This window comes from Streptococcus sp. ELY_90, from assembly GCF_058314475.1.
On the sequence record NZ_JBZFUJ010000001.1, the window covers coordinates 1 to 26204 of the forward strand.

Consider the following 26204-nt stretch of genomic DNA (forward strand, 5'->3'; position numbering starts at 1 on the left):
ACGGTAAGCAGTATTGACTTCAATTTCCTTGATGGTCTGACGCATGGAGCGAATGCCATAGAAACATTGAATGAGAGGGATTTTGATGAGCATCACAGGGTCTAAACTCGGACGCCCATTATCACTGCTATAAGTTTCTTCAACTAAGTCATAGATGAAGTCAAAATCAATCACGGCCTCGATTTTACGCAGAAAGTGATCCTCAGGAACAAGCTGATCAAGCGTATAGAACCCGTACTGATGACGGTTATAATCTGGTTTTTCTTTGTGAAACATGGCCTTACCTCACAAACCGTTTTCTTTTAGTATACTCCTAAACAGAGCAAAAAGCTCTTAGAAATTCAATTCTAAGAGCTTTGTCTTCAGTCTGAAAGCCTGCTATGACAGGCTTTTTCATCATATATATCTATGCCTCTTACAGTCAAAAATAGTTAAAATTTTAATAGTGATTTTATAATAGTAAATTTGATTTCTGGCTTATAGAGAACATTTCCAGTTACTGGAAACAGCTAGCAAAAAAAATAATACTAAAAGTTCCTAATTAGCAGTTATAGCTGCTTTTTGCAACAGTGGCATTGAATAATAAGAAAGGATAAGAGGGGAGTAGATATTTAATAGAAAGTTTATCTATATACTTTTAGGTATTACTGCAGTGATTGGTTTGGTAATTTATTTGGTTGTTATTAATGTTAATGGGGGGTATCTGGCTTAGGTAATAGTTTAAATGGTACGTATTATAAATATGAAGATTCTGATAATATTGTGATTACAGATAGTGATCTTTTGAAAATTACTGGAGAAAAAACAGCATTATATAGGAACTTGGATAAAATTAATGATTCGGATGGTATTGTTATAAGGTAGATACTGAAAATAAAACTATTACTAAAGATGATGGTTATGAGTATTCATACACATTTAAGAATAATGTATTAAGATTTGGTGATTCTATTTATGTGAAAAAATCAGCTGAAAAGTTTAAAAAAGCTAAAAAAATGAAGCATGAAGATTTTGTTTCTCAGGAGATAGATAAGGAATTTGAAAACGACTAGAAAGTGTATATAGCTGTTTTATTGTATATGAAGAATATGATATAATACTAGCGGCACAAATTACACCGCCTTAGAGAGGGGGTGAGTTGCCATATGTGGCATGATTTCTTTATATATATCGTCGCACCGATTACGGTCGGGGTAGTGCATGCACTATTTTCTGAATGGCTGGATAGGAAAGATGACGATTAAGTGCCGCTAGCCCGGACACAGTATTCGCAACTGTGTAAAAAAAGCCTTAGCTCTGCCAAGCTAGGGCTTTTCCGTTGCCAAATGTTAAGGCACGATTTCTTTATTCGCACTGTTATTGTATCTTTTTATTTTGGTTTTGTCAATTTTTGTTTATTTTTTGGTAGAACTTTTTAAGGATACGACTCCTTATGAGAAACTTATATCCATTTATTAAAAGAAAATAATAAAGTGAGAAGTCTTTTACAGCATTTAAACTAAAAACATGAAAGTTGACCAAAAGTTGACCAAACCAAATAAAAAAAGCCTCAATACTGAGGTTTAGGGTAGGTAAGTTATGCCCCCTACAGGGCTCGAACCTGTGACCCATGGATTAAGAGTCCACTGCTCTACCAACTGAGCTAAGGAGGCAAATGCTGTATTGGCACCGATGATTCACGTTTTGTATTGAACCCGCACACTTAAGCAGGTGGGCAACTCGCTTCTCCTTTAGTTGCTTCCGCGTGAAACGGCCTGCATACTGGAGAATGACTTCTGTTTCCCGATAATACAAAAAAATAGTCGGTCAACACTTGGATGTGAATTCGTATGCCACAGCAATCTTCTTTATTTATGATACCATAATGTTAAAAAATTTCAAGTTAAAAATTTACTTTTTTTACGTCTGCTTTACTTTAGCAGCTCATCAATTTTGTCCTTATTGGCTCCAAGAGCCCGTTCATATTTTCCGGTTTGGTTGGCCATAAAATAATTAGCTTTTTTGATTTTATCCGGCAAATATTGCTGTTTAACCCACTTTTCAGGATAGGCATGCGGGTATTTATAATGCTGGGCATTGCCCAGTTCCTTGCTGCCGGCGTAATGCCCGTCCCGCAGGTGGCGCGGAATGGGGAGATTTCCGTTTTGGTGCAGGTCAGCTATGGCGGCATCAATAGCCTCATAGGCGGAATTGGATTTGGGAGACAAAGCCAGGTCAATAACAGCATTGGCGATTAAAATCCGTGCCTCGGGAAAACCGATCTGCTTGGCAGCTTCAAGGGCTGTTACGGTATGTATCTGAGCATCAGGATTGGCAAGGCCGATGTCTTCGTAAGCGATAACCGTCAGCCGTCTGGCCAAACTGGGCAGGTCTCCTGCTTCAATCAGTCTGGCAGCATAATGGAGACTGGCGTTAACATCGGATCCGCGAATGGATTTTTGCAGGGCGGACAGGATGTCATAATGCCCGTCTCCGTCTTTATCCATGGTAATGTAGCTGCGCTGCAGGCTATTTTCGACAATATCTAAAGTGATGCGGCGCACACCCTTGTCATCTGGCTGAGTAGACATGACGGCTAAATCGAGTGAATTATAAGCCGACCGCAAATCGCCATTAGTAGCTGTTGCGATAAAGTCTAACGCATCGTCATTGAGTTCGATGTCAAAATCAAATCCTCTTTCCTTGTCAGTGATTGCAAGCTGGATAGCCTGCTTGATGTCCTCATTGGAGAGAGGTTCGAGCTCGAAAATCTGTACCCGGGAGCGAATGGCAGGAGTGACAGAGAAAAAAGGATTTTCTGTTGTTGCGCCAATCATGATAATTTGGCCGTTTTCCAGCAGCGGCAGCAAGAAATCCTGTTTAGTTTTGTCTAAGCGGTGGATTTCATCTAAAAGCAGCACCAAACCGCCTGAAAATTTAGCCTCTTCGGCAATTTCCTGCAGGCGTTTTTTAGTATCTGTTGTCGCATTAAAAGTGCGAAAAGCGTATTTTGTGGTTCCGGCAATGGCAGCAGCGATTGATGTCTTGCCGATTCCGGGCGGTCCGTAGAGAATCATTGATGACAGGCGATTGGCAGCGACCATGCGTGCAATAATTTTCCCCTCACCGACCAGATGCTGCTGGCCGATGACTTCTGAAATATCACGCGGGCGCATGCGCAAAGCGAGATTATTAATCATACGTTTCCTTTCTTGGATTTTTTCTTTAGCAGTTAAGCACTGAGGTATTTCTTTAGATCAAAGCTAAAGATCAGATCATCAACATACTGACCATTGAGAAAGAACTGCTGTTTTAAACGGGCTTCTAAGCAAAACCCCAGATTTTCATAAAAAGCAATAGCTTTTAGATTAGTGGAGAGCACATGGATAAGGACTTTTCGGTAATCATTTTTGACGTCCTCTAAAAATTGCCGGACTAATTTTTTACCAATTCCCTTGCCGCGCTCTTTATCGGCAACAGCAATACCAAAGGTCACCACATGGCTGCCACTGGGAAAAGGATAAAGCGGACCGTAATCAAGGACCGCCAGAATGCGGTCTTTTTCTTTAGCGACCAAAAAATGCCTGCCGTTTTCAAAACTGTTGACAATCTTGTCTTTGCTGGCAAGAGGCAAAGGAAAAGGGGTATTGTGGCTTGACCAAACCGCATTTTCCAGTGCAATGACCTGATCAAGTTCCGTTAATTCCATGGGTTTAATTATCATCAGAATTCCTCAGCTTTTTAGCACTATTGTAACACATTTTACTAAAAAATGATGAGGCTGCTTTCTGACAGTGTAAGCAGGCCTGGGATGCCCAGCTTGCAAACAGTTTTTCGGCAATGACTGGTAAACGGCGTTTTAAGTATTTGACTGGCTGAAAAGTTTCTTCCTAGAGCACTCATGAAAATGTTATAATGGAAGAAAACGATATTAAATGGAGAATCTGATGGCGACATACGGCTTTTTGTCAGTACTGGAAGAAGAATTAGAAAAGCATTTTGATTTTGACTTTGCTATGGATTGGCAAAAGAAAAACCATGCGGTAGAAGTCACTTTTATTTTGGAGGCGCAGAATCAAACGGGCGTTGAGACGGTTGATGATCGTGGAGAGACTTCAGATGAGGATATTTTCTTTGAGGACTATGTCCTCTTTTACAACCCTGAAAAATCACAGTTTGATGCTGAAGACTACTTAGCGGCGATTCCCTATGAGCCTAAAAAAGGCTTGTCGCGTGAATTTTTAGCCTACTTTGCTCAGTTTTTAAATGCTGCTGCCACAGAAGGTCTGAGTGATTTGATGGATTTTCTGACAGATGAAACGGCAGAAGAGTTTGCTGTTTCGTGGGATGCCGAGGCTTTTGAAAATGGCAGAGCAGAGTTGGAAGAGACAGCGTTTTACCCTTATCCGAGGTACTAGACAAGGGAAAATAAAAGAAAGGAAAAGAGAGTGCTCGTCATTGAACACGAGCGGAAAAGCTAGTGAAAAAGATGCCGCGACTAGAAAATCAGGATTTTCTGTCTCGTCCCTATTTTCATACGCTTTTCTAATCGCTCTTAGTATCTGAAACATGAACAACTGGCAAGAATTAACGATCACAGTGAATCGTGAAGCAGAAGAAGCGGCGTCTAATATTTTGATAGAGTCCGGCAGCCAAGGCGTTGCGATTGATGACAGCGCGGATTATCTTGGTGGGGTCGGTAAGTACGGCGAGCTTTTCCCGGAAGTTGAGCAGGTTGAAACTGTGACAATTACCGCCTATTATCCTGAAACGCTTGATATGGAAGCCATCCAAAAAGAAGTTCAAGAGCGTTTGGCAGAGCTTGCGGATTTTGGCTTAACGACAGGTCAAATAGAGCTTGAGACCCAAGAATTAGCTGAAGAAGACTGGGCGGAAAACTGGAAGAAATATTATGAGCCGGCCCGTATCACTCATGACTTGACCATTGTTCCCAGCTGGACCGACTATGAGGCGGCAAGCGGCGAAAAAATTATCCGCTTGGATCCCGGTATGGCTTTTGGTACGGGAACACACCCAACAACCAAGATGAGCCTCTTTGCACTGGAGCAGGTCTTGCGCGGCGGTGAGACAGTGCTTGATGTGGGAACAGGCTCAGGCGTACTTTCCATTGCCAGCTCTCTTCTTGGGGCCAAGGAAATTTTTGCCTATGATTTGGATGATGTTGCTGTGCGCGTAGCACAGGAAAATATTGATCTCAACCAAGGCACAGACAATATCCATGTGGCAGCAGGCGATCTACTGCGGGGTGTCAGGACTCGGGCAGAGGTCATCGTGGCTAATATTCTGGCGGACATCTTAGTCAATCTGACCGATGATGCTTATCGTTTGCTGAAGGATGACGGCTATCTGATCATGTCCGGTATCATCAGCGAGAAATTGGACCTGGTGTTGGAAGCGGCTTACAGCGCAGGCTTTTTCCTTGAAACCCACATGACTCAAGGAGAATGGAATGCCTTGGTGCTGAAGAAAACAGATGATATTGCAGGGATAACGGGAGGCTAGATGCAACAGTATTTTGTAAAAGGACAAGCAATAAATCCTGTTACTATTACAGATAAAGAGACAGTCAAGCACATGTTTCAGGTTATGCGTTTGGCAGCAGGCGATGAGGTGGTTTTGGTTTTTGATGATGGCATCAAGCGCTTAGCTGTGGTCACAGACAGCGCAGCCCATCAGTTTGAACTTATTGAAGAACTGACCGACAATGCCGAAATGCCTGTGCAAGTGACCATCGCTTCCGGCTTTCCTAAGGCAGACAAGCTGGACCTGGTCACGCAAAAAGCGACAGAGCTTGGTGCTGGTGCTATCTGGAGCTTTCCGGCAGACTGGTCAGTAGTCAAATGGGATAAGAAGAAATTAGCTAAAAAAGAAGAAAAATTAGCGAAAATTGCTCGCGGTGCGGCCGAACAAAGCAAGCGCAACCGTGTGCCGGAAATCAGATTGTTTGATAAAAAGGCTGACTTTTTAGTCCGGCTGTCTGATTTTGATAACATTTTTATTGCCTATGAAGAATCGGCTAAAGAAGGCGAGCAATCGGTCTTAGCGCGTGAATTGGCAGACTTGAGTGCAGGGCAAAACGTTCTTTTTATCTTTGGCCCTGAAGGCGGTATTTCACCGGATGAAATCGAAGTTTTTGAAAAGAGCGGTGCTGTCAAAGTCGGACTCGGTCCTCGCATCATGCGAACAGAAACGGCTCCGCTTTACGCACTGAGTGCTGTGAGCTATGCTTTGGAATTGATGAACTAACAAAAACGAGAAGGAAAACCTATGGCAACAATAAAAGATGTAGCAAAGCTGGCTGGGGTATCAACGTCGACAGCGTCCAGAGCTATGCATGACAGTTCCATGATCAGTCAGGCGACGAAAGAGCGTGTGCGCAAGGCCATGAAAGAGCTGAATTATTCTCCTAATTATTCAGCCCAAAATTTGGTTAAAAGGCGCTCCAATACTATCGGGGTTGTCTTGCCTGTTCGTGAAAGCCAGGAATCGCTGGGCAACAATCCATTTTTCATGCAGATTATTCAAGGCATATCAGGAGTCTGCACAGATAACCACTACATGGTCAGCCTAGCAACAGGACGAACAGAAGAGGAATTAATTGCCAATATTGAGACCTTGATTCGCAGCGGTAATATTGACAAGTTTATCTTTTTGTATTCAAAAGCCAATGACAAAGTTTTTCAGTTTGTCCAACAGGCGGAAGTATCCTGTGTGGTTGTGGGGGAATCTTACAATGCTGCTCAAAAAGGCATCCAATTTGTGGATAATGACAATACTTTGGCAGGCCGAGATGCTGCTCGGTTTCTTGTTGACAAAGGCTGGCATGAAATCGCTTATGCCTATACGGACATGGATGAACTGGTGCAGGCCAGCCGCTACATAGGCTATACCAATGTTATGAAGGAAGAGGGATACAAAACTAAGCGGCTGCAGCTGTCAAGAATTGACGACAGCGCCAATCTTACTGTCTTAAAGGCTTTTTTTAAAAAGAATCCCCGTCTGGAAGCTTTTGTGGCCTGTGATGACATCATGGCGATCCGTCTGCAGCGGCTTTTTAAAAAGCTGGATCTTCCCAGTGATAACTTTGCCATGATCAGCTTTAACAACTCCATCGTCAGTGAACTGGCGACACCTGCCCTGACATCTGTCGATATCTTCCCTTATGAGCTGGGAAGTAAGGCGGCTGAACTGATTTTGGGTAAGGCAGCAGGTGAAAATTCTTTGACCATTCCCCATCAGATTATTGAACGGGATTCGACCTGGCCAAATCGCAAACAATAAACAGTCCAAGTAATTTTTCAGTTGATAAATCATTGAACTAAGACGTCTGTTTAGCCCTGGGAAAATCGTGAGGGAAGCTAAGCAGACCTTCTTTTTGTTAATTTTTGAAAAAGGTCTTTACAAAAAAAGATTTCATGTTATAATAATAGTAGAAATTGCAAACGTTTGCGTAAAACGTTTGCACAGGAGGTAAAAATGAAAAATTATAAACAGCTTTTCACTTTTGAATTTTGGCAAAAGTTCGGAAAATGTTTAATGGTTGTTATTGCCGTTATGCCTGCTGCAGGTTTAATGGTTTCAATTGGCAATTCATTGGCTTTGATTGATCCGAAATCAACTGTTCTGGTGACAGTTGCCAATATCATTGCCCAAATCGGCTGGGGTGTTATCAATAACCTTCATATCTTGTTTGCGCTGGCTATCGGAGGCAGCTGGGCTAAAGAACGTGCCGGCGGTGCATTTGCTGCAGCGATCGCCTTTATCCTGATCAATCTTATCACAGGGAACTTTTACGGTGTTTCCTTAGATATGATCGCTGATAAATCCAGCTATGTTCACAATATCTTCGGCGGGAAAATGCATGTGTCCGACTACTTTATCAATGTTCTCGGTCAGCCTGCCCTGAACATGGGTGTTTTTGTCGGTATTATTTCCGGTTTTGTCGGTGCGACGGCCTATAATAAATACTACAATTTCCGCAAATTGCCTGATGTTTTATCCTTCTTCAACGGCAAACGCTTTGTACCTTTCGTTGTCATTGTTCGCTCAACAATTGTAGCACTTATCTTATCTGTTGTTTGGCCGGTTATCCAGTCCGGAATTAACGGCTTTGGTATGTGGATTGCATCTTCGCAAGATTCAGCACCATTTTTGGCTCCTTTCCTTTACGGTACCTTGGAGCGTCTCCTTTTGCCGTTTGGTTTGCACCACATGCTGACCATCCCAATGAACTATACATCACTTGGAGGCACTTATGTTATTTTGACAGGTGCCAGCAAGGGAGCTCAGGTATTTGGTCAGGATCCGCTCTGGCTGGCTTGGGTGACTGACCTGATTAACCTTAAGGGTGCCGGTCATATGGAACAATACCGTCATTTGCTTTCAACGGTGACGCCGGCTCGTTTCAAGGTGGGGCAAATGATTGGTGCCAGCGGTATCCTCATGGGTCTGACGCTTGCTATGTACCGCAATGTTGATCCGGATAAAAAAGAAAAATACAAAGGGATGTTCATCTCTGCTGCTGTGGCAGTCTTCTTAACCGGGGTTACAGAGCCGCTTGAATACATGTTCATGTTTGCAGCACTGCCTCTTTACCTTGTCTATGCTGTGATGCAAGGTCTTGCTTTTGCTATGGCTGACTTGGTTCCTTTGCGGGTTCATTCATTTGGTAATATTGAGCTCTTGACCAGAACACCGATGGCCGTCAAAGCAGGTCTGGCTATTGATTTAATCAACTTTGTCTGGGTATCGGTTGTCTTTGGCTGTGCCATGTACTTTATTGCCAATTTCATGATTAAGAAATTTAATCTTGCCACGTCAGGCCGCAACGGCAACTACGATGACAGTGATGAAGCAGCCGAAAGCAGCAGCAGTACAGCAGGAACTGCCAATGTTAATTCACAGATTGTCAAAATCATTAACCTTTTAGGCGGTAAAGAAAATATTGCTGATGTGGATGCCTGCATGACCCGCCTGCGGATTACGGTAGCAGACGTGGCTAAAGTGGGTGATGAAGCCAGCTGGAAGAAAGCCGGTGCCATGGGCTTGATTGTTAAAGGCAATGGTGTTCAGGCTGTCTATGGTCCTAAGGCCGATGTTTTGAAATCTGACATTCAAGATTTGCTGGATTCCGGTGCAGAAATTCCTAAAACCGATGTTTCAGCCCTGAAAGAAGAACCATCAAGAGAAGTAACCTTTAAAGGTGTTACAGAAGAAGTAGCGACAGTTGCTGACGGGGATGTTATGCCGATCACAGAAGTTCATGATCCGGTCTTTTCACAAAAGATGATGGGAGATGGCTTTGCAGTTGAACCGGAAAACGGCAATATCTATGCTCCTGTATCGGGCTTAGTTACCAGTGTCTTTCCAACAAAACACGCTCTGGGACTTTTAACGGATCAAGGTCTGGAAGTTCTTATCCACGTGGGCTTAGATACGGTTGCCTTAAACGGCGCGCCATTCTCAGCTAAGGTAAAAGACGGTCAGCGTGTCGAAGCCGGCGACTTGCTCTTGGTTTCTGATTTAGAAGCCATCAAATCTGCTGACCGGGAAACAACCGTTATTGTTGCCTTTACCAACACAGCAGAAGTAAAAGCCATCAGTCTTGACAAAACAGGACATCAGGCTGCCAAAACAGTGGTTGCCAAGGTAGAACTTTAAGTTTTGAAAGAGGAAGAGGGGCTAATGCTTACAGGCTCCTCTTGCCTCTTTCTATTTTTTATGGTTAACTAAAAATACAACAACAGCAAAGAGAGCAGTGCTGCTGTTTTCACCCTTTCTTATGTGACAAAGGAGAATTTCATTGAAATTATTAACCATCAATACCCACAGCTGGATGGAAGAAAATCCGCGAGAAAAATTAAACATTTTGGCTCAAACGATTCTTAAAGAGCACTATGATGTTATCTGCCTGCAAGAGGTCAATCAGCTGGTGACTTCAAAGCCCTCACAAGCTTTGTTTAACTATTGTCAGGCACCCGGAACACCTGCTATTCATGAAGATAATTATGCTCTTGAGCTGGTTAGGCTGTTATCAGAACACGGGCAGCCCTACTATTGGTCTTGGGCTTATAACCATATTGGTTACGGGCGTTTTCAGGAAGGTGTTGCCATTTTGTCGAAATGTCCGCTGCAGAGTGAAACGATTTTAGTATCAGAGACAGATGATGACAGAGATTATCATACCAGACGGGTTCTGCTGGCAAGAACCAAGTCCGGCAGCAACTTTGCTGTTGCAAGCGTTCATCTGTCTTGGTGGAAGAAGGGTTTTGAAGAGGAATGGAATAAGCTGGAGACTGCCCTATCAGCCTTAGACTGCCCTTTGCTGCTGATGGGAGACTTTAATAATCCGACGGATCAAGCCGGCTATCGCCTGATTTTAAACAGCAGGCTGCACCTTAAAGACAGCCATAAAACAGCAGAGGCTGTTTATGGTTCGGCGACTATTCAAAAGGAAATTGACGGCTGGCAGGGCAATCAGGAAGCCCTTAAAGTTGACCATGTTTTTTTGAGTCAGGAATGGCGCATTCAAAAATCAGAAGTCATTTTTGATGGGACTAAATATCCTTACATCAGTGACCACTGCGGTCTGGCCTGTGAGGCCTATCTGAACGAGACGGATCGAGAAGAATAAGCTATTTTTCCTTGCATCTTAGCAAAAAAGAATAACAGATAAAAAGCAGGCCTAAGAGCTGCTGTACTTAGAAAAGGAAGACTGTGCCTGAAATCGACAATCTTCTTTTTCTTTTGGTCTTAAAGTGTTAGAATAAGAATAAGATATTTGTAGAGAGGAACAATATGGCAAAAGATGCAAATTTAACAGGTCAAGAAGTTATTGAGATATGCTCTGCTTATATGAATGAGGCAGATATTGCTCTTGTTCAAAAAGCTTTAGACTACGCAGTAGAATGCCATAACGGCCAATTTCGTAAGTCAGGAGAGCCCTACATTATCCATCCGATTCAGGTTGCAGGGATTCTAGCGGACTTGCATTTGGACGCTATTACGGTTTCCTGCGGCTTTTTGCATGATGTCATTGAAGATACCGAAGCTACCTTAGAGAATTTAGAAAATAAATTTGGCAGCGATGTCAAAAATATTGTTGACGGTGTGACAAAGCTGGGCAAGGTCGAGTACAAATCCCACGAAGAGCAGCTGGCTGAAAACCATCGGAAAATGCTCATGGCCATGTCCAAAGATATCCGCGTTATTCTGGTTAAACTGGCTGACCGCCTGCATAATATGCGGACTTTAAGACATCTGCGCAAAGACAAGCAGGAGCGTATTTCCCGGGAAACGATGGAAATTTATGCTCCCTTGGCCCACCGCTTAGGGATCAGCCGCATCAAATGGGAACTGGAGGACTTAGCCTTTCGCTATCTGAATGAGGTTGAGTTTTACAAGATTTCTCATTTGATGAATGAAAAACGCCGTGAACGTGAAGCCCTGGTCAATGACATTGTCGATAAAATCAAAAAATATATGGAAGAGCAGGGGCTGCACGGGGAAATTTACGGCCGTCCTAAGCATATTTATTCTATCTATCGCAAGATGCGCGATAAGAAAAAGCGTTTTGATCAAATCTATGATTTGATTGCTATTCGCTGTATTTTAGACACACAAAGCGATGTCTACGCTATGCTGGGCTACATTCATGAACTCTGGCGCCCCATGCCCGGCCGTTTTAAAGATTATATTGCCAACCCTAAGGCTAACGGCTATCAGTCTATCCACACAACTGTCTATGGCCCCAAAGGGCCGATTGAAGTACAGATTCGCACATATGAAATGCACCAAGTTGCTGAATACGGGGTTGCAGCTCATTGGGCTTACAAAAAGGGCATTAAGGGTAAAGTTAATAGCCAAGAGTCGGCTCTCGGTATGAACTGGATCAAAGAACTGGTTGAACTGCAGGCTGCTTCTAACGGCAATGCTGTTGATTTTGTGGATTCTGTTAAAGAAGATATCTTTGCTGAGCGCATTTATGTCTTTACACCCAACGGTGCTGTTCAGGAATTGCCTAAGGATTCCGGCCCTATTGATTTTGCCTATGCCATTCACACCCAGGTCGGAGAAAAAGCGACCGGCGCTAAGGTTAACGGCCGCATGGTTCCTTTGACTGCTAAGCTCAAAACAGGTGATGTGGTAGAAATCATCACCAATTCCAATTCCTTTGGCCCCAGCCGCGATTGGATCAATATTGTCAAGACCAATAAGGCTCGCAATAAAATCCGCCAGTTCTTCAAAAATCAGGATAAGGAACTATCCATTACCAAGGGACGCGACCTGCTGATTGATTATTTCCAGGAACACGGCTATGTCGCCAATAAATACCTGGATAAAAAGCACCTTGAAGCTGTTTTGAGCCGCCTCAATTACCGCAATGAAGAGGCGCTGTATGCTGCGGTTGGTTTTGGTGAAATCTCGCCAGCCAATGTTTTCAATAAATTAACCGAAAAAGAACGCCGCGAAGAAGAGCGTGCCAGAGCCAAAGCAGAGGCTGAAGAGCTCATGAAGGGCGGCGAAATCAAGCACGACAGCAAAAAAGAAGTGCTGAAGGTTAAAAGCGAAGGCGGCGTTATCATTCAGGGGTCGTCTGATCTTCTCATGCGTATTGCCAAGTGCTGCAATCCTGTGCCGGGAGATCCGATTGAAGGCTATGTCACTAAAGGACGCGGGGTGGCTATCCACCGTGCGGACTGTCACAACATCAAAAGTCAGGAAGGCTATGAAGAGCGCTTGATTGAGGTCGAATGGGATGATGAGCATTCCACCAAGGAATACATGGCTGAGATTGATATTTACGGTCTCAACCGTTCAGGTCTGCTCAATGATGTCCTGCAGATTCTGTCTAATCAGACCAAAAATATTTCAACTGTCAATGCGCAGCCGACCAAGGATATGAAGTTTGCTAATATTCATGTAACCTTTGGCATTCCTAATTTAGCGCTTTTAACAGCTGTTGTGGATAAAATCAAGATTATTCCGGATGTCTATTCTGTTAAGCGAACCAATGGATAATTTGAGAGCGTGCGCACCTGCTGCAAGGTGTCCTGTCACAGGTGTACTTGGCATACAGCAAAAATCAGCCTGTATCTGCAGGAGGCTGTTTGATATGAAAAACTATTGACAAAGGAGTTCACCGTGAGAATTGTGCTTCAGCGTGTTTTGAAAGCTGATGTAACCATCAATGGCCAAACAAAAGCTGCTATTGGTCCGGGCTTGCTGCTGCTGGTTGGAATTGGCCCTGCTGATACCCAAAAAGATCTGGACTATGCTGTCCGAAAGATAGTTAATATGCGGATTTTTTCCGATGCAGACGGGAAGATGAATTTATCCGTCCAAGATATCAAGGGCTCTATCCTTTCGGTTTCGCAGTTTACCCTTTTTGCTGATACGAAAAAAGGTAACAGGCCTGCTTTTACCAAAGCCGCTCCGCCGGATATGGCAAATGATTTTTATGAGCGTTTTAACAGGCAGCTGGCTCAGCATGTTCCGGTAGAAACGGGGGCATTCGGGGCTGATATGCAGGTATCCTTAGTAAATGACGGACCAGTGACTATTATCTTAGATACCAAAAAGGAATTGGAATAAGAAGAGCTGTCAGCTTGTCTTTATACTAGGCCAATTAAGGCAGATTACTATAAAAATCCGGCAAATGCATCGTTTTGCCGGATTTTTGTTTATAGACGAAGGGAAAATGATTGACCTGTTTATGATGAGATGCTAATGTCTGCAAAAATGAAAGCAAGAGCTGAGCCTTGAAAGTGCTGATAAAGCAGGCTCTCGCATTTACGGCAAAACGTCTGCAGGATAGATGGCTACATAGCTGTCTGTCACTTTTTTGCGTCTGGCAAAATCCACAAACTTGAATTTTTCAAGCTTATGCCGGCTTTCGGTAAACTGCAGCTGCCGCTCGTTGCTGAGATAAACCTTAGATTTGATTGAAACAACATGGCTTTCTGAGTCAATATCCAGTAAAATTTTATCTTTTTCAGTCAGCTGGTCAATCGTGATTTCTTTTTTGGCGTAGGCAATATCTAGTTTTAAGTCGTTTTCGAGATAGCTGTAAATAGAATATTCGGCAATTTCTCTGGTCATATGGGGGACCAAAGACTTATCCAGATAATCGGTGTCAAGGACAGAAGCCACACCATCCACCACGCGCTGTCTGGTGATACGCCAGAGAAGGCTGTGCGGGGCAAAACCGGTCAGCTTGGCCAATTTGTCATCAACGATCAGCTTATCAATAGCAATAACATTGGTTTTAGAATTCATATGGAGCTGCTGTACCAATTCCTGGTAGCTAGTCAGCTGAGAGACAGGAAAATCAATCTGCTCATGCTTGATGACTTGAGAGCCGCGTCCTTGCTGTGTCTTGATAAGGCCTGCTTTTGTCAGCTGCTGCAAAGCTTTTCTGACCGTGTCGCGGCTGCAGCTATAGTTTTGGCAGAGCTGCGTTTCCGTAGGCAGGAAGTCGCCAATCTGGTACTTTCCGTCAGCGATGGCTTTTTGCAGTTCTCGGAAAATCACTTCATATTTTTTCATAAACTTGTTTTTTCTCCTCACTTGTCTAAAAAAAGACATACAACTTCTCTTATTTTAGCAAAAATACCCCCTTTTTTCCACAAACAACTTGCCAACAAATTTGTTACCGTTTACAATAAAACCGTAAGCATATTTGTTTTATAATAATAAGGAGGTCTAGGGCGACCTAGAAAAAAGCTATGGGAAAATTTGAAAAAGATGCCCAGGTATTGCTGGATGCTATCGGCGGCAAAGAAAATGTTTCTGCTGTTACGCACTGTGCAACGCGCATGCGTTTCGTTTTAAATGACGACAAGAAAGCAGATGTCAAGGCGATCGAAGCAATTCCTGCTGTCAAAGGAACCTTTACCAATGCAGGGCAGTTCCAAGTCATTATCGGAAACGATGTACCGATTTTCTATAATGATTTTACGGCTGTTTCCGGTATTGAGGGTGTTTCTAAAGAAGCAGCAAAATCAGCAGCTAAAGGCAACCAAAATCCAATTCAGCGCGTGATGACCATGCTGGCTGAAATCTTTACGCCGATTATTCCGGCCATTATCGTTGGGGGTCTTATTTTAGGTTTCCGCAATATTCTGGAAGGTGTCGAGTTTGCCAATCTGGGAGGCAAGACAATTGTAGAAGTTTCTCAGTTCTGGAACGGTGTCAACTCATTCTTATGGCTGCCCGGTGAAGCCATTTTCCACTTCCTGCCTGTAGGAATTGTCTGGTCAGTCTCTCGTAAAATGGGAACCAGTCAAATTTTGGGAATCGTACTCGGTATCTGCTTGGTATCACCGCAGCTGCTCAATGCCTACAATGTTGCCAGCACATCACAGGCTGAAATCGCTAAAGATTGGGTCTGGGACTTTGGCTTCTTTACCGTTAACCGCATCGGTTATCAGGCTCAAGTCATTCCGGCACTTCTATCAGGATTATCACTGGCTTATCTTGAACGCTTCTGGCGCAAGGTCATTCCGGAAGTTGTGTCGATGATTTTTGTACCGTTCCTGTCTTTGATACCGGCTTTGATTTTGGCACACACCGTTCTTGGGCCAATCGGCTGGACCATTGGTAAGGGAATCTCATTTGTTGTGCTTGCTGGTTTGACAGGTCCTGTGAAATGGCTCTTTGGCGCAATCTTTGGAGCTCTGTATGCACCGCTGGTTATCACTGGTCTGCACCATATGACCAATGCTATTGACACGCAGCTGATCGCAGATACTGCCAGCAGGACAACAGGCCTTTGGCCCATGATTGCCCTGTCTAATATCGCACAAGGTTCCGGCGTATTTGCTTACTACTGGATGCATCGCCATGATGAGCGTGAAGCACAGATTGCTCTGCCGGCAACCATTTCGGCTTATCTGGGTGTAACAGAACCGGCCCTCTTTGGGGTCAACCTTAAATACGTTTACCCATTTGTAGCAGGAATGATTGGTTCAGGTATAGCTGGTCTGCTGTCAACAACCTTCAACGTTCAAGCCAATGCTATCGGTGTTGGAGGACTGCCAGGTTTCATGTCCATCAATGCCAAATATATGGTCCCTTTCTTTATCTGTATGGCAGTTGCCATTGCAGTACCATTTGCCTTGACTGTTTTCTTCAATAAAACCGGTATTTTGAACAAGACCGAAGAAGAAAGTCCGGCACCGCAGGCTGAAGCCGTGGCGAAGGCTAAACAAAGCTCAGAAATAGCTGTCGGAACAAAAATTGATATTAAAAGCCCATTAACCGGTTTGGTGAAACCTTTGTCTGAAGCGACAGATCCTGTCTTTGCTCAGGGAGTGATGGGACAAGGCGTCTTGATTGAACCAAGCGAAGGTCTGCTTGCGGCACCTGTTGACGGTGTGGTCTCTGTACTTTTCCCGACCCACCACGCTGTCGGTCTGGTTACTGACCAAGGGCTTGAGCTGCTCATGCATATTGGTATGGATACCGTTAACCTTGAAGGCAAAGGTTTTGAAACCTTTGTTGAGCAGGGAGACCGCGTTAAAACAGGTGATAAACTGATTGGTTTTGATATGGATGCCATTCAAAAAGCAGGTTATGTCACTGAAACACCGGTTATTGTAACAAACCAAAACGACTATCAGCCGGATGCTGTCGGAGCACTGCCGCATGATGTTCATCAGGGAGATGAACTGCTGACAGCAAGTAAAATTTAGAAAAATTTGATATAGTAGATAACAGAGTAGGATATCAGACGTGAAAAGGAGGTCTTTATCCTGCTCTCTTATTATTAGTGAGGAGCATAGTATGACATTAGACAAGAGAAAGGTTGTCTATCAAATTTATCCAAAGTCTTATAAGGATACAACCGGCAATGGGATTGGCGATTTAAAAGGGATTATTGAAAAGCTTCCTTATCTGGAAGAATTAGGCGTGGGAGTCATCTGGCTCAATCCTTTCTATCCGAGTCCGCAGCGGGACAATGGCTATGATGTTTCTGATTATACAGCTGTAAACCCCTTGTTTGGCACGATGGAAGATTTTGAAGAATTATCCCGCAAAGCTAAGGAGCACGGCATTGAGATTATGCTGGATATGGTGCTCAATCACTGCTCGACCGATCATGAGTGGTTTCAAAAGGCTCTGGCCGGTGATCGTTATTATCAAGATTTCTTTATTTTACGAGATCAGCCGACAGACTGGGTTTCCAAATTCGGCGGCAGTGCCTGGGCTCCTTTTGGCGATAGCGGTAAATACTACCTCCACCTTTTTGATAAGACACAGGCTGACCTTAATTGGCGCAATCCTCACGTACGCGATGAACTGTTTAAGGTTGTTAATTTTTGGCGCAATAAAGGCGTCAAAGGTTTTCGCTTTGATGTCATCAATCTGATTGGCAAAGATGAGGAATTAAAGGACAATCCTGACTTTGACGGCAAGCCGGAATACACTGACCGCCCCATTAATCATGACTATCTGAAGCTCTTGAACAAAGCTACTTTTGGCAATGACAGTGACGGTATGACAGTCGGTGAAATGAGTTTTACAGACATTCCTAACTGTGTTCAGTACAGCAATCCAGACAGCCATGAATTGTCTATGGTCTTTAATTTTCATCATCTGAAGGTTGACTATGAAAACGGTCAAAAATGGACACGCAAGCCCTTTGATTTTGAAGAATTAAAAACGCTGTTTCATACTTGGGGAGAAGGCATGAGTGACGGAAACGGCTGGAGCGCTCTTTTTTGGAATAATCACGATCAGCCGCGCGCACTCAATCGTTTTATTGATGTTGAGCATTTCCGCAATGAAGGAGCGACCATGCTTGCATCCAGCATTCATCTGTCACGCGGAACGCCCTATATCTATATGGGGGAAGAAATCGGTATGCTTGATCCGGATTATGACAGCATGGATGATTATGTGGACGTTGAGTGTCTTAATGCTTATCAAGAAATGTTAGATCAGGGAAAATCTCCTGAAGAAGCTTTTCATATTATTAAGGCTAAATCGCGGGATAATTCGCGCACGCCCATGCAGTGGGATGCAAGCCCCAATGCAGGTTTTTCATCGGCTGAGCCCTGGCTGAAAGTTGGCCGGACTTATGAACAGATTAATGTTGCTAAAGAAAAAAGCGGAAAAATTTTTCCATTTTATCAAGAACTCATCCGCCTGCGTAAGACCCTGCCGATTATAGCAGAAGGGGATTATAAAGCGGCCTACAAAGACAGTTCTCAAGTCTACGCTTTTGAGCGAAACTATAAAGGCCAAAAACTGTTGGTTCTCAATAATTTTTCAGCAGCTGAAGCAGAGCTTGATTTGGCAGACAATTATCAGACAGGGCAGGTTTTAATCAGCAATTATGATCATGCCGAGCTTGCTGCTAAAATTACTTTAAAACCCTATCAAACGCTGGCGATTTTACAGCAGGACGATTAAACAGTCAATTTTTTAAGTTAACATTTAAAGAGCGAGACCAAAATCAATTCCTCAAGGATTCTGATTTTGGTCTCGCTCTGTTTTATTAATAGTAAAGTTGGTTTTATGAGAAGAAGGCCAGCAAAATTCCGGCAGCGATAGCAGAGCCGATAACGCCGGCAACATTTGGCCCCATGGCATGCATCAGTAAGAAGTTCTCAGGATCTTCTTTTTGCCCTTCTTTATGGACCACACGCGCAGCCATTGGCACTGCTGATACACCCGCCGCACCAATCATTGGATTGATCTTTCCTTTGGACAGGTAACACATGAGCTTGCCCATTAGCACGCCTGAAGCAGTACCCACTGCAAAGGCAATAAGGCCAAGAAGCGTAATCTTTAAGGTTGTGACAGACAAGAATAAAGCTCCGTCAGCCTTGGCTCCTACAGTCAAGCCTAAAATGATTGTTATACCGTACATTAAAGCATTTTGCAGGACAGTCGTGATGTTTGGAACAACACCGGATTCCTTGACCAAATTGCCCAGCATCAAGCAGCTGATGAGGGTTGTGGCACTAGGAACCAAGAGACTTACAAAAATAGTAACAACAATAGGGAAAATGATTTTTTCGCGCTGGCTGACTTTTCTGCCGACTGTCATAACAATGCGACGCTCTTTTTGAGTGGTCAGCAGTTTTATGATAGGCGGCTGGATAATGGGGATAAGCGCCATATAAGAGTAGGCTGCCAGGGCAATGGCAGAGAGCAGATGGGGAGCCAGTTTCGATGTTAAAAAGAGGGCTGTCGGACCATCAGCACCACCGATAATCCCCACAGAAGCGGCTTCCTGAGGAGACATCCCCCAGCTGGCAGCCAGAAAGAAGGCTGCAAAGATACCGAATTGGGCAGCTCCTCCCAGTAAAATTGTTTTGGGATTGGCCAGCAACGGTTCAAAGTCTGTTGATGCTCCCAGACAAAGGAAAATCAAGGGCGGGTAAATGCCTAAATGAGTTCCTTGGTAGAGATAATAGAGGAGCCCGCCAGCTTCAGCCTTTGTCGGTTCAGCCATCAGATTGGCCAGAGGAAGGTTGACTAAAAGCATCCCGAAAGAAATCGGAATCATAAGGTAGGGTTCATATCCCTTTTTAATGCCCAGGTAGAGGAAGATGCAGGCTATCACAATCATGATGATATTTTGATAGGTTAAATTATAAAAACCGGATGTTTCTATTAATTGATGAATGATTTGCATAGCAATCCTCCTTGTCAGATGGTCATCAACAGATCATCGGCATTGACAGTTTGATTGACTGAAACAGCAACAGCAGCAACAGTCCCGTCTTTTGGTGCCTGAATAGGAGTTTCCATTTTCATAGCTTCCAAGGTAAATAGTGTATCGCCTGCTTTGACCGCATCTCCGACAGTCTTATGAATTTGCAGAATTTTTCCTGCCATCGGTGCCTGAATATCATAGCCATCTGAAGGATCAGCTGCTGCAGGCGCAGGTGCTTGCTTAGCTTGCTTAGGCGGAGCAGTCTCCTCTGCTGCATCGAGCTCTCTCAGGCTGACAATATAGATATCTCCATTAACGTTCACTTCATATGTTTTCATTTTTGACTCCCTACTTTTTCAACTTTTTCGATTTTAAATTGTTTATCTTCTTCTTTACTGGCAATGGCCAGCGCTGTGATGACGGCTATTTTGGCGTGCTTGTCTTTGTCAACTAAGTTCTGGCCTGTCAAAATTTTTGGCGCCTGCGCTGATAAAGGCGCAGGTTCGCTCTTTTTGTCAGAAGCATTGGCAAGAGCAGCCGTCAGCTGAATGACATACATTAAGCCGGTCAAAATGAGAAAGACCAAGCCCATGGATGCCAAGGTTATAATAAACATATCGGTTAATTCCATGATTCCCCCTTCTTTTAGAACCTGCCGGACACTCTGATAAGGTCTTCTTTAGTGTCTGCCGGAGTGTATTTTGTTTTCAAAAATTCTTTTCCAACCTTTGGAAAGAGGGCGTAAATGAGAATATCTTCATCGGACTGTGCAAGACCTGAAACCTGTTCAGCTAAGCTGTCAAATTCAGGATCCAGATGGTCGGCCGGCCGGTCTGTGATGACCTCTTCATCCTCAATCAGCTGCCTGCGGAAATCATCATCGATAGGAACGGGAGAACGTCCGTATTGACCCATCAGATAAGCTTTGATTTCGCTGGGTACCATTTTGTAGGCACTTCCGGATACAACATTCATGGTTGCCTGTGTTCCCACCATCTGACTGAGCGGGGTTACAAGCGGCGGGTAGCCCAGATTCTTGCGGACCCGTGGAATTTCTTTCAGGACTTCTTCGTATTTGTCAACAGCATTGGCCTGTTTTAACTGTGAGTACATGTTTGACAGCATACCGCCCGGCACCTGATAAATAAGCGAGCGCGGATCCGGCGTCAGCATTTTCGGATCGAGCAGGCCTTCCTTGAGATAGCGGTCCTTTAAAGGCCTGAAATAATCGGCAGCTTCTTTAAGCAAATCCATATTCAGTCCATGCTCATATCCCAGCTCTTTCAGCACAATAGCCATGGACTCAGTAGCCGGCTGGCTGGTTCCTTCACTAAAGGGTGAAATAGCTGTGTCAATGCGCTGAGCCCCAGCCTCTAAGACCGCTTGATAAGTCAAAGGTGCAATGCCGCTGGTACAGTGGGTATGCACGACAATAGGAATGCGGATGACTTCAGCCAGAGCACTTACCAATTCTTTTCCTTTAGCCGGTGTCAAAATACCGGCCATGTCTTTGATACACAGGGAATCTGCTCCCATTTCCTGCATTTCCTGAGCCAGCGAGACATAATAAGGAACGGTGTGAACATCGCTGATGGTATAGCAGATAGTCAGCTGAGCTTCTTTTCCCGTCTTTTTAACAGCTTTGAGGGCAGTCTTTAAATTTCTGACATCATTTAAAGCATCAAAAATCCGAAAAATATCAATCCCGTTTTCAGCAGACCGACTGATGAATTTTTCAACGACATCATCGGCATAATGCCGGTAGCCTAATAAGTTTTGCCCGCGCAGCAGCATCTGCAAAGGGGTGTTGGGAGCCAGTCTTTTGATGGTGCGCAGGCGTTCCCAAGGGTCTTCATTTAAAAAGCGGATGCAGGCATCAAAAGTTGCTCCTCCCCAGCATTCCAAAGAGGCATAGCCGATTTTGTCCAGCAAAGGGATGACGGGCTCCATATCAGCCAGAGGCATTCTGGTGGCCATCAAGGACTGATGGGCATCCCGCAGGACGGTATCGGTAATGCCGATTTTTCTGACATTGTCCATAATATACTCCTTATCTAGTGCTTTAGGAAATAGTTACTTCTATTATACTACATTCTTCGAAAAAGGAAAAAGCCACCGGCTGATAAGCATAAAGAGCATACAGCTCTAAGATGCTTAAAAGCGCAAGTGGCTTTTTTACGGTTTTAGCCTCCTAAAGACTCAATCAGCTGTGGGATATAAACGCCCAGAGCAGAAACAGTCATTGCCAGAACGAAAATATAGCTGACGGTCATGGAGATTTGTAAAATTCTGGGGATTTTGTAGCCCTTGTGAATTTCCGGCTTCCACAGAATCAGCATAACAAAGAGCCCAGCAACAGGGGTTGCAATAGCAGTTGCTACATTTGCAATAAAAATCAGTTGGGTAGGAGAACCATTGTAAGAAAAGCAGACAATGCAGGCAAATACAAGGCAGATTAGACAGCCCCAGCGGATAAATTTTGATTCGAGGGCCACATCTTTGTCAAATCCTGCTCCCAAAAGAACCATACCGCGCTGCGTATTGCCAAGAAGCGATGAGAATCCTGCCCCCAGCAGGGCAATTCCCATGACAAATCTAGCAGCTTTTCCTAAAAACGGAACGAGTAAATCAGCTAATTGTGACGGATTTTGGATGGCAATATGCTGCGGGTGCAAAACGATAGCCCCCACAAGAATAATAGCTCCTGAAATCAGTACAACGGTAACAACATGCGCTATGGCATCCCAAAACATGGCCCCATTGAAGAGATCTTCTTTTTTCCATTTTTTCTCAACTCCCAGATAAGTGCCATAGATACCGGCAGTAACAGCAGCATTGGTACTGATATAAGCGAGTGCGGTGCTCAGGCTCCCTTTGGGAACTTTCCACAGCACCAAACCTTTGCCGAAAGCAGCCCAATCCGGTCCGCCGGAAGCGACTAGGGTTGCATAAAAAGCAAGAATCATGCCAATGATACAGATTAAAATACCTTTTTCAACCTTTGAGTAAACGCCTTTGGAGAAATAACAGTACATCAGTACAGCCAGCATAATGAGAGCCCCTAATTTCCAGTCGATGCCAAAAATCAGATTCATTCCGGCTCCGGTACCGCTGATATTTCCTAAAGTAAAGAAGAGGCAGGATAAAAAGAGAGCACAGCCGACAAAGCCGGAAGCAATTCCGCCGTAATAGTGCCTAATAGCATGTAAAATAGGCATGCCTGTTAGCATAGAAATACGGTAAGACGTCAGCATGAAGGTAACCCCCATGAAAATGATGGGGATTACCAGCCAGATTAGCTGATAACCGTAATTTGCTCCCATCATGGCAGACGCTGTGATATTTCCAGGACCGATAACAACACCTGTTAAAATCAAACCGGGTCCGATTCGTTTTAAAATTTCCCGAAAACCAAGTTTTTTGACAGATGGCAAGTCAGCAGTTTGATTATCTTTATCAGTCATAATCTACTCCATTTCTGCAGATACACATTATTTGAATGGAGTCATATCAACTTCAGGCAGGTCGCTGCGTTCAAGGCCCAGAGCGATCCAGTCTTTTTCTTCTTGATTGAGCGGCAGTACAGGTTTTCTCATTAATCCTGAGCTGAAAATACCGCGCTGTACTAATGCTTCTTTCAAGCGGGCATGAGCTTCGCCGGAAGGCTGTCCGCCGCCGTAAATAGCTTGTGAAATATGGAAAATCCGGTCTGACCAATCTTGAGCTTCTTTCAAGGTATGTTTATCAGGGTCGGCGAAGACTTCACGTGCAGGACAGATGATTTCCGGAACACAGCCGGCAAATCCAATCAAAGCACCGTCCATGCCTGGGAACCAGCTGACACAGAGCGTTTCATCGTGGCAGGTAATCAAGGAAATATCAGGGCATTTTTGACGCAGCAAACGAACATCGTGTTCATAGATTGACGTTACGCGCGTGCCCATCTTGATACATTTGACGTGATCGATTTCATTGCACATCTTAATCAGAGTTTCGACAGGATAGAATGCTTTGCTGGTAGCTGGGTAGAGGTGAATGACAATATCAATGTCAGCACCTTCAGCAACATCTTTAACATATTCAAATGGTGCATCAGGGTGCATACCAAAGCGCAGCCACATGTGCGGCGGCATCAAAAGGATAGCATCAGCGCCGGCTTCTTTAGCTTCGCGGGCCATTTCAATACTTTCAGCTGTGTTTTCGCAGTTAACACCGGAAACGACGGTCATAACATCGCCGCACTCTTCCGCACAGATTTCAACGACACGTTTGCGTTCTTCACGCGTCAAGCCGGTAACTTCGCCTGTGTGGCCGTTACAGACTAAACCATCCATCCCTTTGCCGTAAAATGTTTTAATCCAGCGAAGGTAAGCGCGGAATTCTGGTTCGTTAATGGAATAATCGTCGTTGAGCGGAACAGAAACAGCAGGGAAGATTGTTTTGAAGTTTTTAACTTTAGCCATGAGAAAGACTCCTTTAAAAATGATTTTTGTACAAACGTTTGTTTACAAAACACATTATATTATTGACTGAAAACGCTGTCAACAGTATCCGCTGTTTCTGCAAAAAATTGTATAAAATAGGCTTTTTTATAATCATTATTGAAAAAATATAAAAAAGTAAAAAGGAGAAAGCAGCTTGCGTTTTTTGCCTTTCAGGCTTATAATAAGAGTAAATATACAATCGTTTGCAGAAGGAGACAGCAGATGGTAACTTTAAAAGATGTTGCAAAATTAGCCTGTGTTGATGTCAGCACAGTTTCCAGAGCTCTGAACAATTCAGCTTATGTTCACCCTGAAACAAAGGCCCGCATCATGGAAGCGGTAAAAGAGCTCAGCTATCAGCCCAATGTGCTGGCCAAGGGTCTCAGAGAAGGAAAACGTCATACCATCGGTGTTGTGATTCCGCATCTGCATATGACAACTTTTGCTGAGATTACACAGGGCATAGAAGAAGAGGCGACTAAGGCGGGCTATGCTACCCTCATTTGCAATACCGGAGATGACCCTGCTATTGAAAAAGCCTATCTCAACCGTTTGAGAAACGGTTTTGTTGATGGGATTATTATTGCGGGTACCGGGAGCAATAAAAAACTGCTGAGAGATATTCAGGTCAGCGGCCTTGCCGTGACACAGATTATGCGAAAGCAGGATCCTGAAATCAGCAGCGTTACTGTGGGCTACAAAACAAGTGCCTATGAGGCAACCAAATATTTTGCTGACAAGGGCTGCAAGCAGATTGGCCTGATTAACGGAACGATGAAATTAGCTCCCTATAAGGAACGTTATCAGGGTTATCAAAAGGCGCTAAAAGAACTGGGGCTGACTGAGACGACTGCTGAGTTTGATAATCCTGTTAATACCATGGCTTACGGCTATGACTGCACCATGGAATTGCTGCGGCGCAACCCCCAGTTAGATGCTATTGTGGCAGCGGTTGATACGCAGGGAATCGGAGCTTTGCGGGCCTTGAAAGAAAAGGGCGTCAAAGTCCCGGAACAAGTCAGGCTTATCAGTTTGACCGGTCAGGCAATCGGAGCCATGCTTGAAACCTCAATGACAGCCATGGAAATTCCGGCTAAAGAGCTGGGCGAAAAAGCTGCAGTGATGAATCTTGAGGATATTCGTTCAAAAACAAAAAGACCAAGCGCCAGGCACCTGGTTTACAGCTCAGTCTTAGTAGAAAGAGAAAGCAGCTGAATAGTGAAAAATCAAGCGGTATAAAGGCTGGGATAAAAGTATTTCCGGCCTTTGACTAGGTATAGTAAACCTTGATGTGACGCAGCGGCGAACTGCTCCAACAGTCCAGATTTAGGATATCAGTACATATATCCGCCGGACTTTCTCTTTTGCCTTGCTCTTGATTTTATTTATGCGCAAGAATGTCGGTGAAAACAGAAAGCAGTTTGCGGCTGGATTTACTTGTAAAGGTTATGTGCTTATGCTTAAGTGAAACAGGCTCAATAATCTGTGCTTCTTTCCCATCTTTTATGATAAAAAAGTAAGTGTGCTTTTTACTGGCTTTGGCATCGTTTTGATTTGAAAAGACAGCAACAACATTCCAGCCGGGCTGCTCGCCCGTTTTTGAATACTGCAGCTGACGGCTTTTCCCGTCAACGCTGACCTTGAGAGCCTCTTTATTTTTAATATTGCTGATAGCTTGGTTTGGCAGGGCAGTGCCTTTCCATTTAACGGCTGTCCCTACCCAGTATTCTGTGAAACGTCCTTGATCTGATGGGCGGTAAACCATCATTTTCTGCCTTAAATTCTCTGCTTTTTGCAGGTTCCAAACAGTTTGTCTTTCGGTTTGCTCTTCATGATGGTCCTGGTGGTTATGCTCATGATCTTCTTCTAGCAGTTGGATATGGGGATTTTGCTTATTGTGGACAGCAGGCAGGGGTTCTGCCTGTTTAGGACTTTGATGGGCTGCTGCCTGCTCTGTTTGAAAGAACAGCAGAAAAGCAGCTGAAGCTGCGGCAATTCTGCAAAAAACAGCAGCTTTGATAAGGTTTTTAAATGTTTTCATCGTCTTCTTT

Annotated in this window: 23 protein-coding genes, 1 tRNA gene and 1 other RNA gene; 12 read left to right on the forward strand and 13 right to left on the reverse strand. The window is 44.1% G+C overall.

What is annotated here, in order from left to right:
• Window positions 1-276: transposase (locus tag AC4HAF_RS00005; protein WP_491096166.1), on the reverse strand; the 276-nt coding region annotated here is incomplete at its 3' end.
• Window positions 277-1145: 869 nt separating this feature from the next.
• Between AC4HAF_RS00005 and AC4HAF_RS00010 the strand changes: the two genes are divergently transcribed.
• On the forward strand, window positions 1146-1244 hold the full coding sequence (locus AC4HAF_RS00010; protein ID WP_491091948.1) for a type I toxin-antitoxin system Fst family toxin: 99 nt from the start codon (window positions 1146-1148) through the stop codon (window positions 1242-1244).
• A 335-nt stretch (window positions 1245-1579) separates the two neighbouring features.
• Here the strand turns inward: AC4HAF_RS00010 and AC4HAF_RS00015 are convergent.
• From AC4HAF_RS00015 to AC4HAF_RS00030, 4 genes are all read right to left on the reverse strand, one after another.
• A tRNA-Lys gene (locus tag AC4HAF_RS00015) sits at window positions 1580-1652 on the reverse strand.
• Window positions 1651-1844, reverse strand: a non-coding RNA gene (ssrS, locus tag AC4HAF_RS00020) — 6S RNA. Before ssrS ends, AC4HAF_RS00015 begins: the two co-directional genes overlap by 2 nt.
• Before the next feature lie 66 nt (window positions 1845-1910).
• Window positions 1911-3179, reverse strand: a complete 1269-nt coding sequence (locus AC4HAF_RS00025; RefSeq protein ID WP_491096167.1) for a replication-associated recombination protein A — start codon at window positions 3177-3179, stop codon at window positions 1911-1913.
• A gap of 32 nt (window positions 3180-3211) precedes the next feature.
• Entirely contained in the window at window positions 3212-3703 is a 492-nt protein-coding gene (locus AC4HAF_RS00030) for a GNAT family N-acetyltransferase (protein ID WP_491091839.1), read from the reverse strand.
• 223 nt (window positions 3704-3926) lie between these two features.
• On the opposite strand from AC4HAF_RS00030, the gene AC4HAF_RS00035 reads away from it, so the two are divergent.
• The 8 genes from AC4HAF_RS00035 (at window position 3927) to dtd (ending at window position 13593) form a co-directional block, all read left to right on the forward strand.
• The gene (locus tag AC4HAF_RS00035) at window positions 3927-4397 is read left to right on the forward strand and encodes a DUF3013 family protein (RefSeq protein ID WP_491096168.1); all 471 of its coding nucleotides are present in this window, start codon (window positions 3927-3929) and stop codon (window positions 4395-4397) included.
• A 151-nt stretch (window positions 4398-4548) separates the two neighbouring features.
• Complete coding sequence (gene prmA, locus AC4HAF_RS00040; RefSeq protein ID WP_491096169.1) at window positions 4549-5502, forward strand: 50S ribosomal protein L11 methyltransferase; 954 nt, start codon at window positions 4549-4551, stop codon at window positions 5500-5502.
• Window positions 5503-6246 carry a 16S rRNA (uracil(1498)-N(3))-methyltransferase gene (locus tag AC4HAF_RS00045; protein ID WP_491096170.1) on the forward strand — a complete coding sequence of 248 codons (744 nt, stop codon included), beginning with the start codon at window positions 5503-5505 and terminating at the stop codon, window positions 6244-6246.
• 21 nt (window positions 6247-6267) lie between these two features.
• Complete coding sequence (locus AC4HAF_RS00050; protein ID WP_491096171.1) at window positions 6268-7281, forward strand: LacI family DNA-binding transcriptional regulator; 1014 nt, start codon at window positions 6268-6270, stop codon at window positions 7279-7281.
• 195 nt (window positions 7282-7476) lie between these two features.
• The gene (locus AC4HAF_RS00055) at window positions 7477-9660 is read left to right on the forward strand and encodes a PTS transporter subunit IIBC (protein ID WP_491096172.1); all 2184 of its coding nucleotides are present in this window, start codon (window positions 7477-7479) and stop codon (window positions 9658-9660) included.
• 175 nt (window positions 9661-9835) lie between these two features.
• Window positions 9836-10633 carry an endonuclease/exonuclease/phosphatase family protein gene (locus tag AC4HAF_RS00060; RefSeq protein WP_491096394.1) on the forward strand — a complete coding sequence of 266 codons (798 nt, stop codon included), beginning with the start codon at window positions 9836-9838 and terminating at the stop codon, window positions 10631-10633.
• 164 nt (window positions 10634-10797) lie between these two features.
• Complete coding sequence (locus AC4HAF_RS00065) at window positions 10798-13020, forward strand: RelA/SpoT family protein (protein ID WP_491096173.1); 2223 nt, start codon at window positions 10798-10800, stop codon at window positions 13018-13020.
• 123 nt (window positions 13021-13143) lie between these two features.
• Complete coding sequence (gene dtd / locus AC4HAF_RS00070; protein ID WP_491096174.1) at window positions 13144-13593, forward strand: D-aminoacyl-tRNA deacylase; 450 nt, start codon at window positions 13144-13146, stop codon at window positions 13591-13593.
• Between the two features lie 198 nt (window positions 13594-13791).
• Here the strand turns inward: dtd and treR are convergent, their stop codons facing one another.
• Window positions 13792-14547, reverse strand: coding sequence for a trehalose operon repressor (treR, locus tag AC4HAF_RS00075; RefSeq protein ID WP_491091831.1), 756 nt, complete (start codon window positions 14545-14547; stop codon window positions 13792-13794).
• 179 nt (window positions 14548-14726) lie between these two features.
• On the opposite strand from treR, the gene treP reads away from it, so the two are divergent.
• The gene (treP, locus tag AC4HAF_RS00080) at window positions 14727-16694 is read left to right on the forward strand and encodes a PTS system trehalose-specific EIIBC component (RefSeq protein ID WP_491091830.1); all 1968 of its coding nucleotides are present in this window, start codon (window positions 14727-14729) and stop codon (window positions 16692-16694) included.
• 91 nt (window positions 16695-16785) lie between these two features.
• Window positions 16786-18417, forward strand: a complete 1632-nt coding sequence (gene treC, locus AC4HAF_RS00085; RefSeq protein ID WP_491091829.1) for an alpha,alpha-phosphotrehalase — start codon at window positions 16786-16788, stop codon at window positions 18415-18417.
• Between the two features lie 103 nt (window positions 18418-18520).
• Here the strand turns inward: treC and AC4HAF_RS00090 are convergent, their stop codons facing one another.
• From AC4HAF_RS00090 to AC4HAF_RS00115, 6 genes are all read right to left on the reverse strand, one after another.
• Window positions 18521-19648 carry a sodium ion-translocating decarboxylase subunit beta gene (locus tag AC4HAF_RS00090; RefSeq protein ID WP_491091828.1) on the reverse strand — a complete coding sequence of 376 codons (1128 nt, stop codon included), beginning with the start codon at window positions 19646-19648 and terminating at the stop codon, window positions 18521-18523.
• Window positions 19649-19662: 14 nt separating this feature from the next.
• Window positions 19663-20007 (reverse strand): biotin/lipoyl-containing protein, encoded by a 345-nt coding sequence (locus AC4HAF_RS00095; RefSeq protein ID WP_491091827.1) that lies wholly within the window; start codon window positions 20005-20007, stop codon window positions 19663-19665.
• The gene (locus tag AC4HAF_RS00100) at window positions 20004-20300 is read right to left on the reverse strand and encodes an OadG family protein (protein ID WP_491091826.1); all 297 of its coding nucleotides are present in this window, start codon (window positions 20298-20300) and stop codon (window positions 20004-20006) included. The genes AC4HAF_RS00095 and AC4HAF_RS00100 overlap by 4 nt, the downstream gene beginning before the upstream one ends.
• A gap of 14 nt (window positions 20301-20314) precedes the next feature.
• Window positions 20315-21709 carry an oxaloacetate decarboxylase subunit alpha gene (locus tag AC4HAF_RS00105; RefSeq protein WP_491096175.1) on the reverse strand — a complete coding sequence of 465 codons (1395 nt, stop codon included), beginning with the start codon at window positions 21707-21709 and terminating at the stop codon, window positions 20315-20317.
• Between the two features lie 143 nt (window positions 21710-21852).
• Entirely contained in the window at window positions 21853-23133 is a 1281-nt protein-coding gene (locus AC4HAF_RS00110; protein WP_491096176.1) for an Nramp family divalent metal transporter, read from the reverse strand.
• Window positions 23134-23160: 27 nt separating this feature from the next.
• Entirely contained in the window at window positions 23161-24132 is a 972-nt protein-coding gene (locus tag AC4HAF_RS00115; RefSeq protein WP_491096177.1) for a dihydrodipicolinate synthase family protein, read from the reverse strand.
• A 243-nt stretch (window positions 24133-24375) separates the two neighbouring features.
• Between AC4HAF_RS00115 and AC4HAF_RS00120 the strand changes: the two genes are divergently transcribed.
• Entirely contained in the window at window positions 24376-25368 is a 993-nt protein-coding gene (locus AC4HAF_RS00120; RefSeq protein WP_491096178.1) for a LacI family DNA-binding transcriptional regulator, read from the forward strand.
• A gap of 166 nt (window positions 25369-25534) precedes the next feature.
• Here AC4HAF_RS00120 and AC4HAF_RS00125 read toward each other — a convergent pair whose 3' ends face one another.
• Window positions 25535-26194 (reverse strand): DUF4767 domain-containing protein, encoded by a 660-nt coding sequence (locus AC4HAF_RS00125; protein ID WP_491096179.1) that lies wholly within the window; start codon window positions 26192-26194, stop codon window positions 25535-25537.
• Window positions 26195-26204 lie beyond the last annotated feature (10 nt).

Bases quoted from the DNA above. Each gene is read 5' to 3' on its own strand.
- treC (WP_491091829.1), top strand. From the start codon at position 16,786: ATGACATTAGACAAGAGAAAGGTTGTCTATCAAATTTATCCAAAGTCT.
- AC4HAF_RS00115 (WP_491096177.1), bottom strand. From the start codon at position 24,132: ATGGCTAAAGTTAAAAACTTCAAAACAATCTTCCCTGCTGTTTCTGTT.
- treP (WP_491091830.1), top strand. From the start codon at position 14,727: ATGGGAAAATTTGAAAAAGATGCCCAGGTATTGCTGGATGCTATCGGC.
- AC4HAF_RS00100 (WP_491091826.1), bottom strand. From the start codon at position 20,300: ATGGAATTAACCGATATGTTTATTATAACCTTGGCATCCATGGGCTTG.
- AC4HAF_RS00060 (WP_491096394.1), top strand. From the start codon at position 9,836: ATGGAAGAAAATCCGCGAGAAAAATTAAACATTTTGGCTCAAACGATT.
- AC4HAF_RS00120 (WP_491096178.1), top strand. From the start codon at position 24,376: ATGGTAACTTTAAAAGATGTTGCAAAATTAGCCTGTGTTGATGTCAGC.
- AC4HAF_RS00095 (WP_491091827.1), bottom strand. From the start codon at position 20,007: ATGAAAACATATGAAGTGAACGTTAATGGAGATATCTATATTGTCAGC.
- AC4HAF_RS00055 (WP_491096172.1), top strand. From the start codon at position 7,477: ATGAAAAATTATAAACAGCTTTTCACTTTTGAATTTTGGCAAAAGTTC.
- AC4HAF_RS00090 (WP_491091828.1), bottom strand. From the start codon at position 19,648: ATGCAAATCATTCATCAATTAATAGAAACATCCGGTTTTTATAATTTA.
- AC4HAF_RS00030 (WP_491091839.1), bottom strand. From the start codon at position 3,703: ATGATAATTAAACCCATGGAATTAACGGAACTTGATCAGGTCATTGCA.
- AC4HAF_RS00110 (WP_491096176.1), bottom strand. From the start codon at position 23,133: ATGACTGATAAAGATAATCAAACTGCTGACTTGCCATCTGTCAAAAAA.
- AC4HAF_RS00125 (WP_491096179.1), bottom strand. From the start codon at position 26,194: ATGAAAACATTTAAAAACCTTATCAAAGCTGCTGTTTTTTGCAGAATT.
- AC4HAF_RS00105 (WP_491096175.1), bottom strand. From the start codon at position 21,709: ATGGACAATGTCAGAAAAATCGGCATTACCGATACCGTCCTGCGGGAT.
- AC4HAF_RS00010 (WP_491091948.1), top strand. From the start codon at position 1,146: ATGTGGCATGATTTCTTTATATATATCGTCGCACCGATTACGGTCGGG.
- treR (WP_491091831.1), bottom strand. From the start codon at position 14,547: ATGAAAAAATATGAAGTGATTTTCCGAGAACTGCAAAAAGCCATCGCT.
- AC4HAF_RS00050 (WP_491096171.1), top strand. From the start codon at position 6,268: ATGGCAACAATAAAAGATGTAGCAAAGCTGGCTGGGGTATCAACGTCG.
- prmA (WP_491096169.1), top strand. From the start codon at position 4,549: ATGAACAACTGGCAAGAATTAACGATCACAGTGAATCGTGAAGCAGAA.
- AC4HAF_RS00035 (WP_491096168.1), top strand. From the start codon at position 3,927: ATGGCGACATACGGCTTTTTGTCAGTACTGGAAGAAGAATTAGAAAAG.
- AC4HAF_RS00065 (WP_491096173.1), top strand. From the start codon at position 10,798: ATGGCAAAAGATGCAAATTTAACAGGTCAAGAAGTTATTGAGATATGC.
- AC4HAF_RS00045 (WP_491096170.1), top strand. From the start codon at position 5,503: ATGCAACAGTATTTTGTAAAAGGACAAGCAATAAATCCTGTTACTATT.
- AC4HAF_RS00025 (WP_491096167.1), bottom strand. From the start codon at position 3,179: ATGATTAATAATCTCGCTTTGCGCATGCGCCCGCGTGATATTTCAGAA.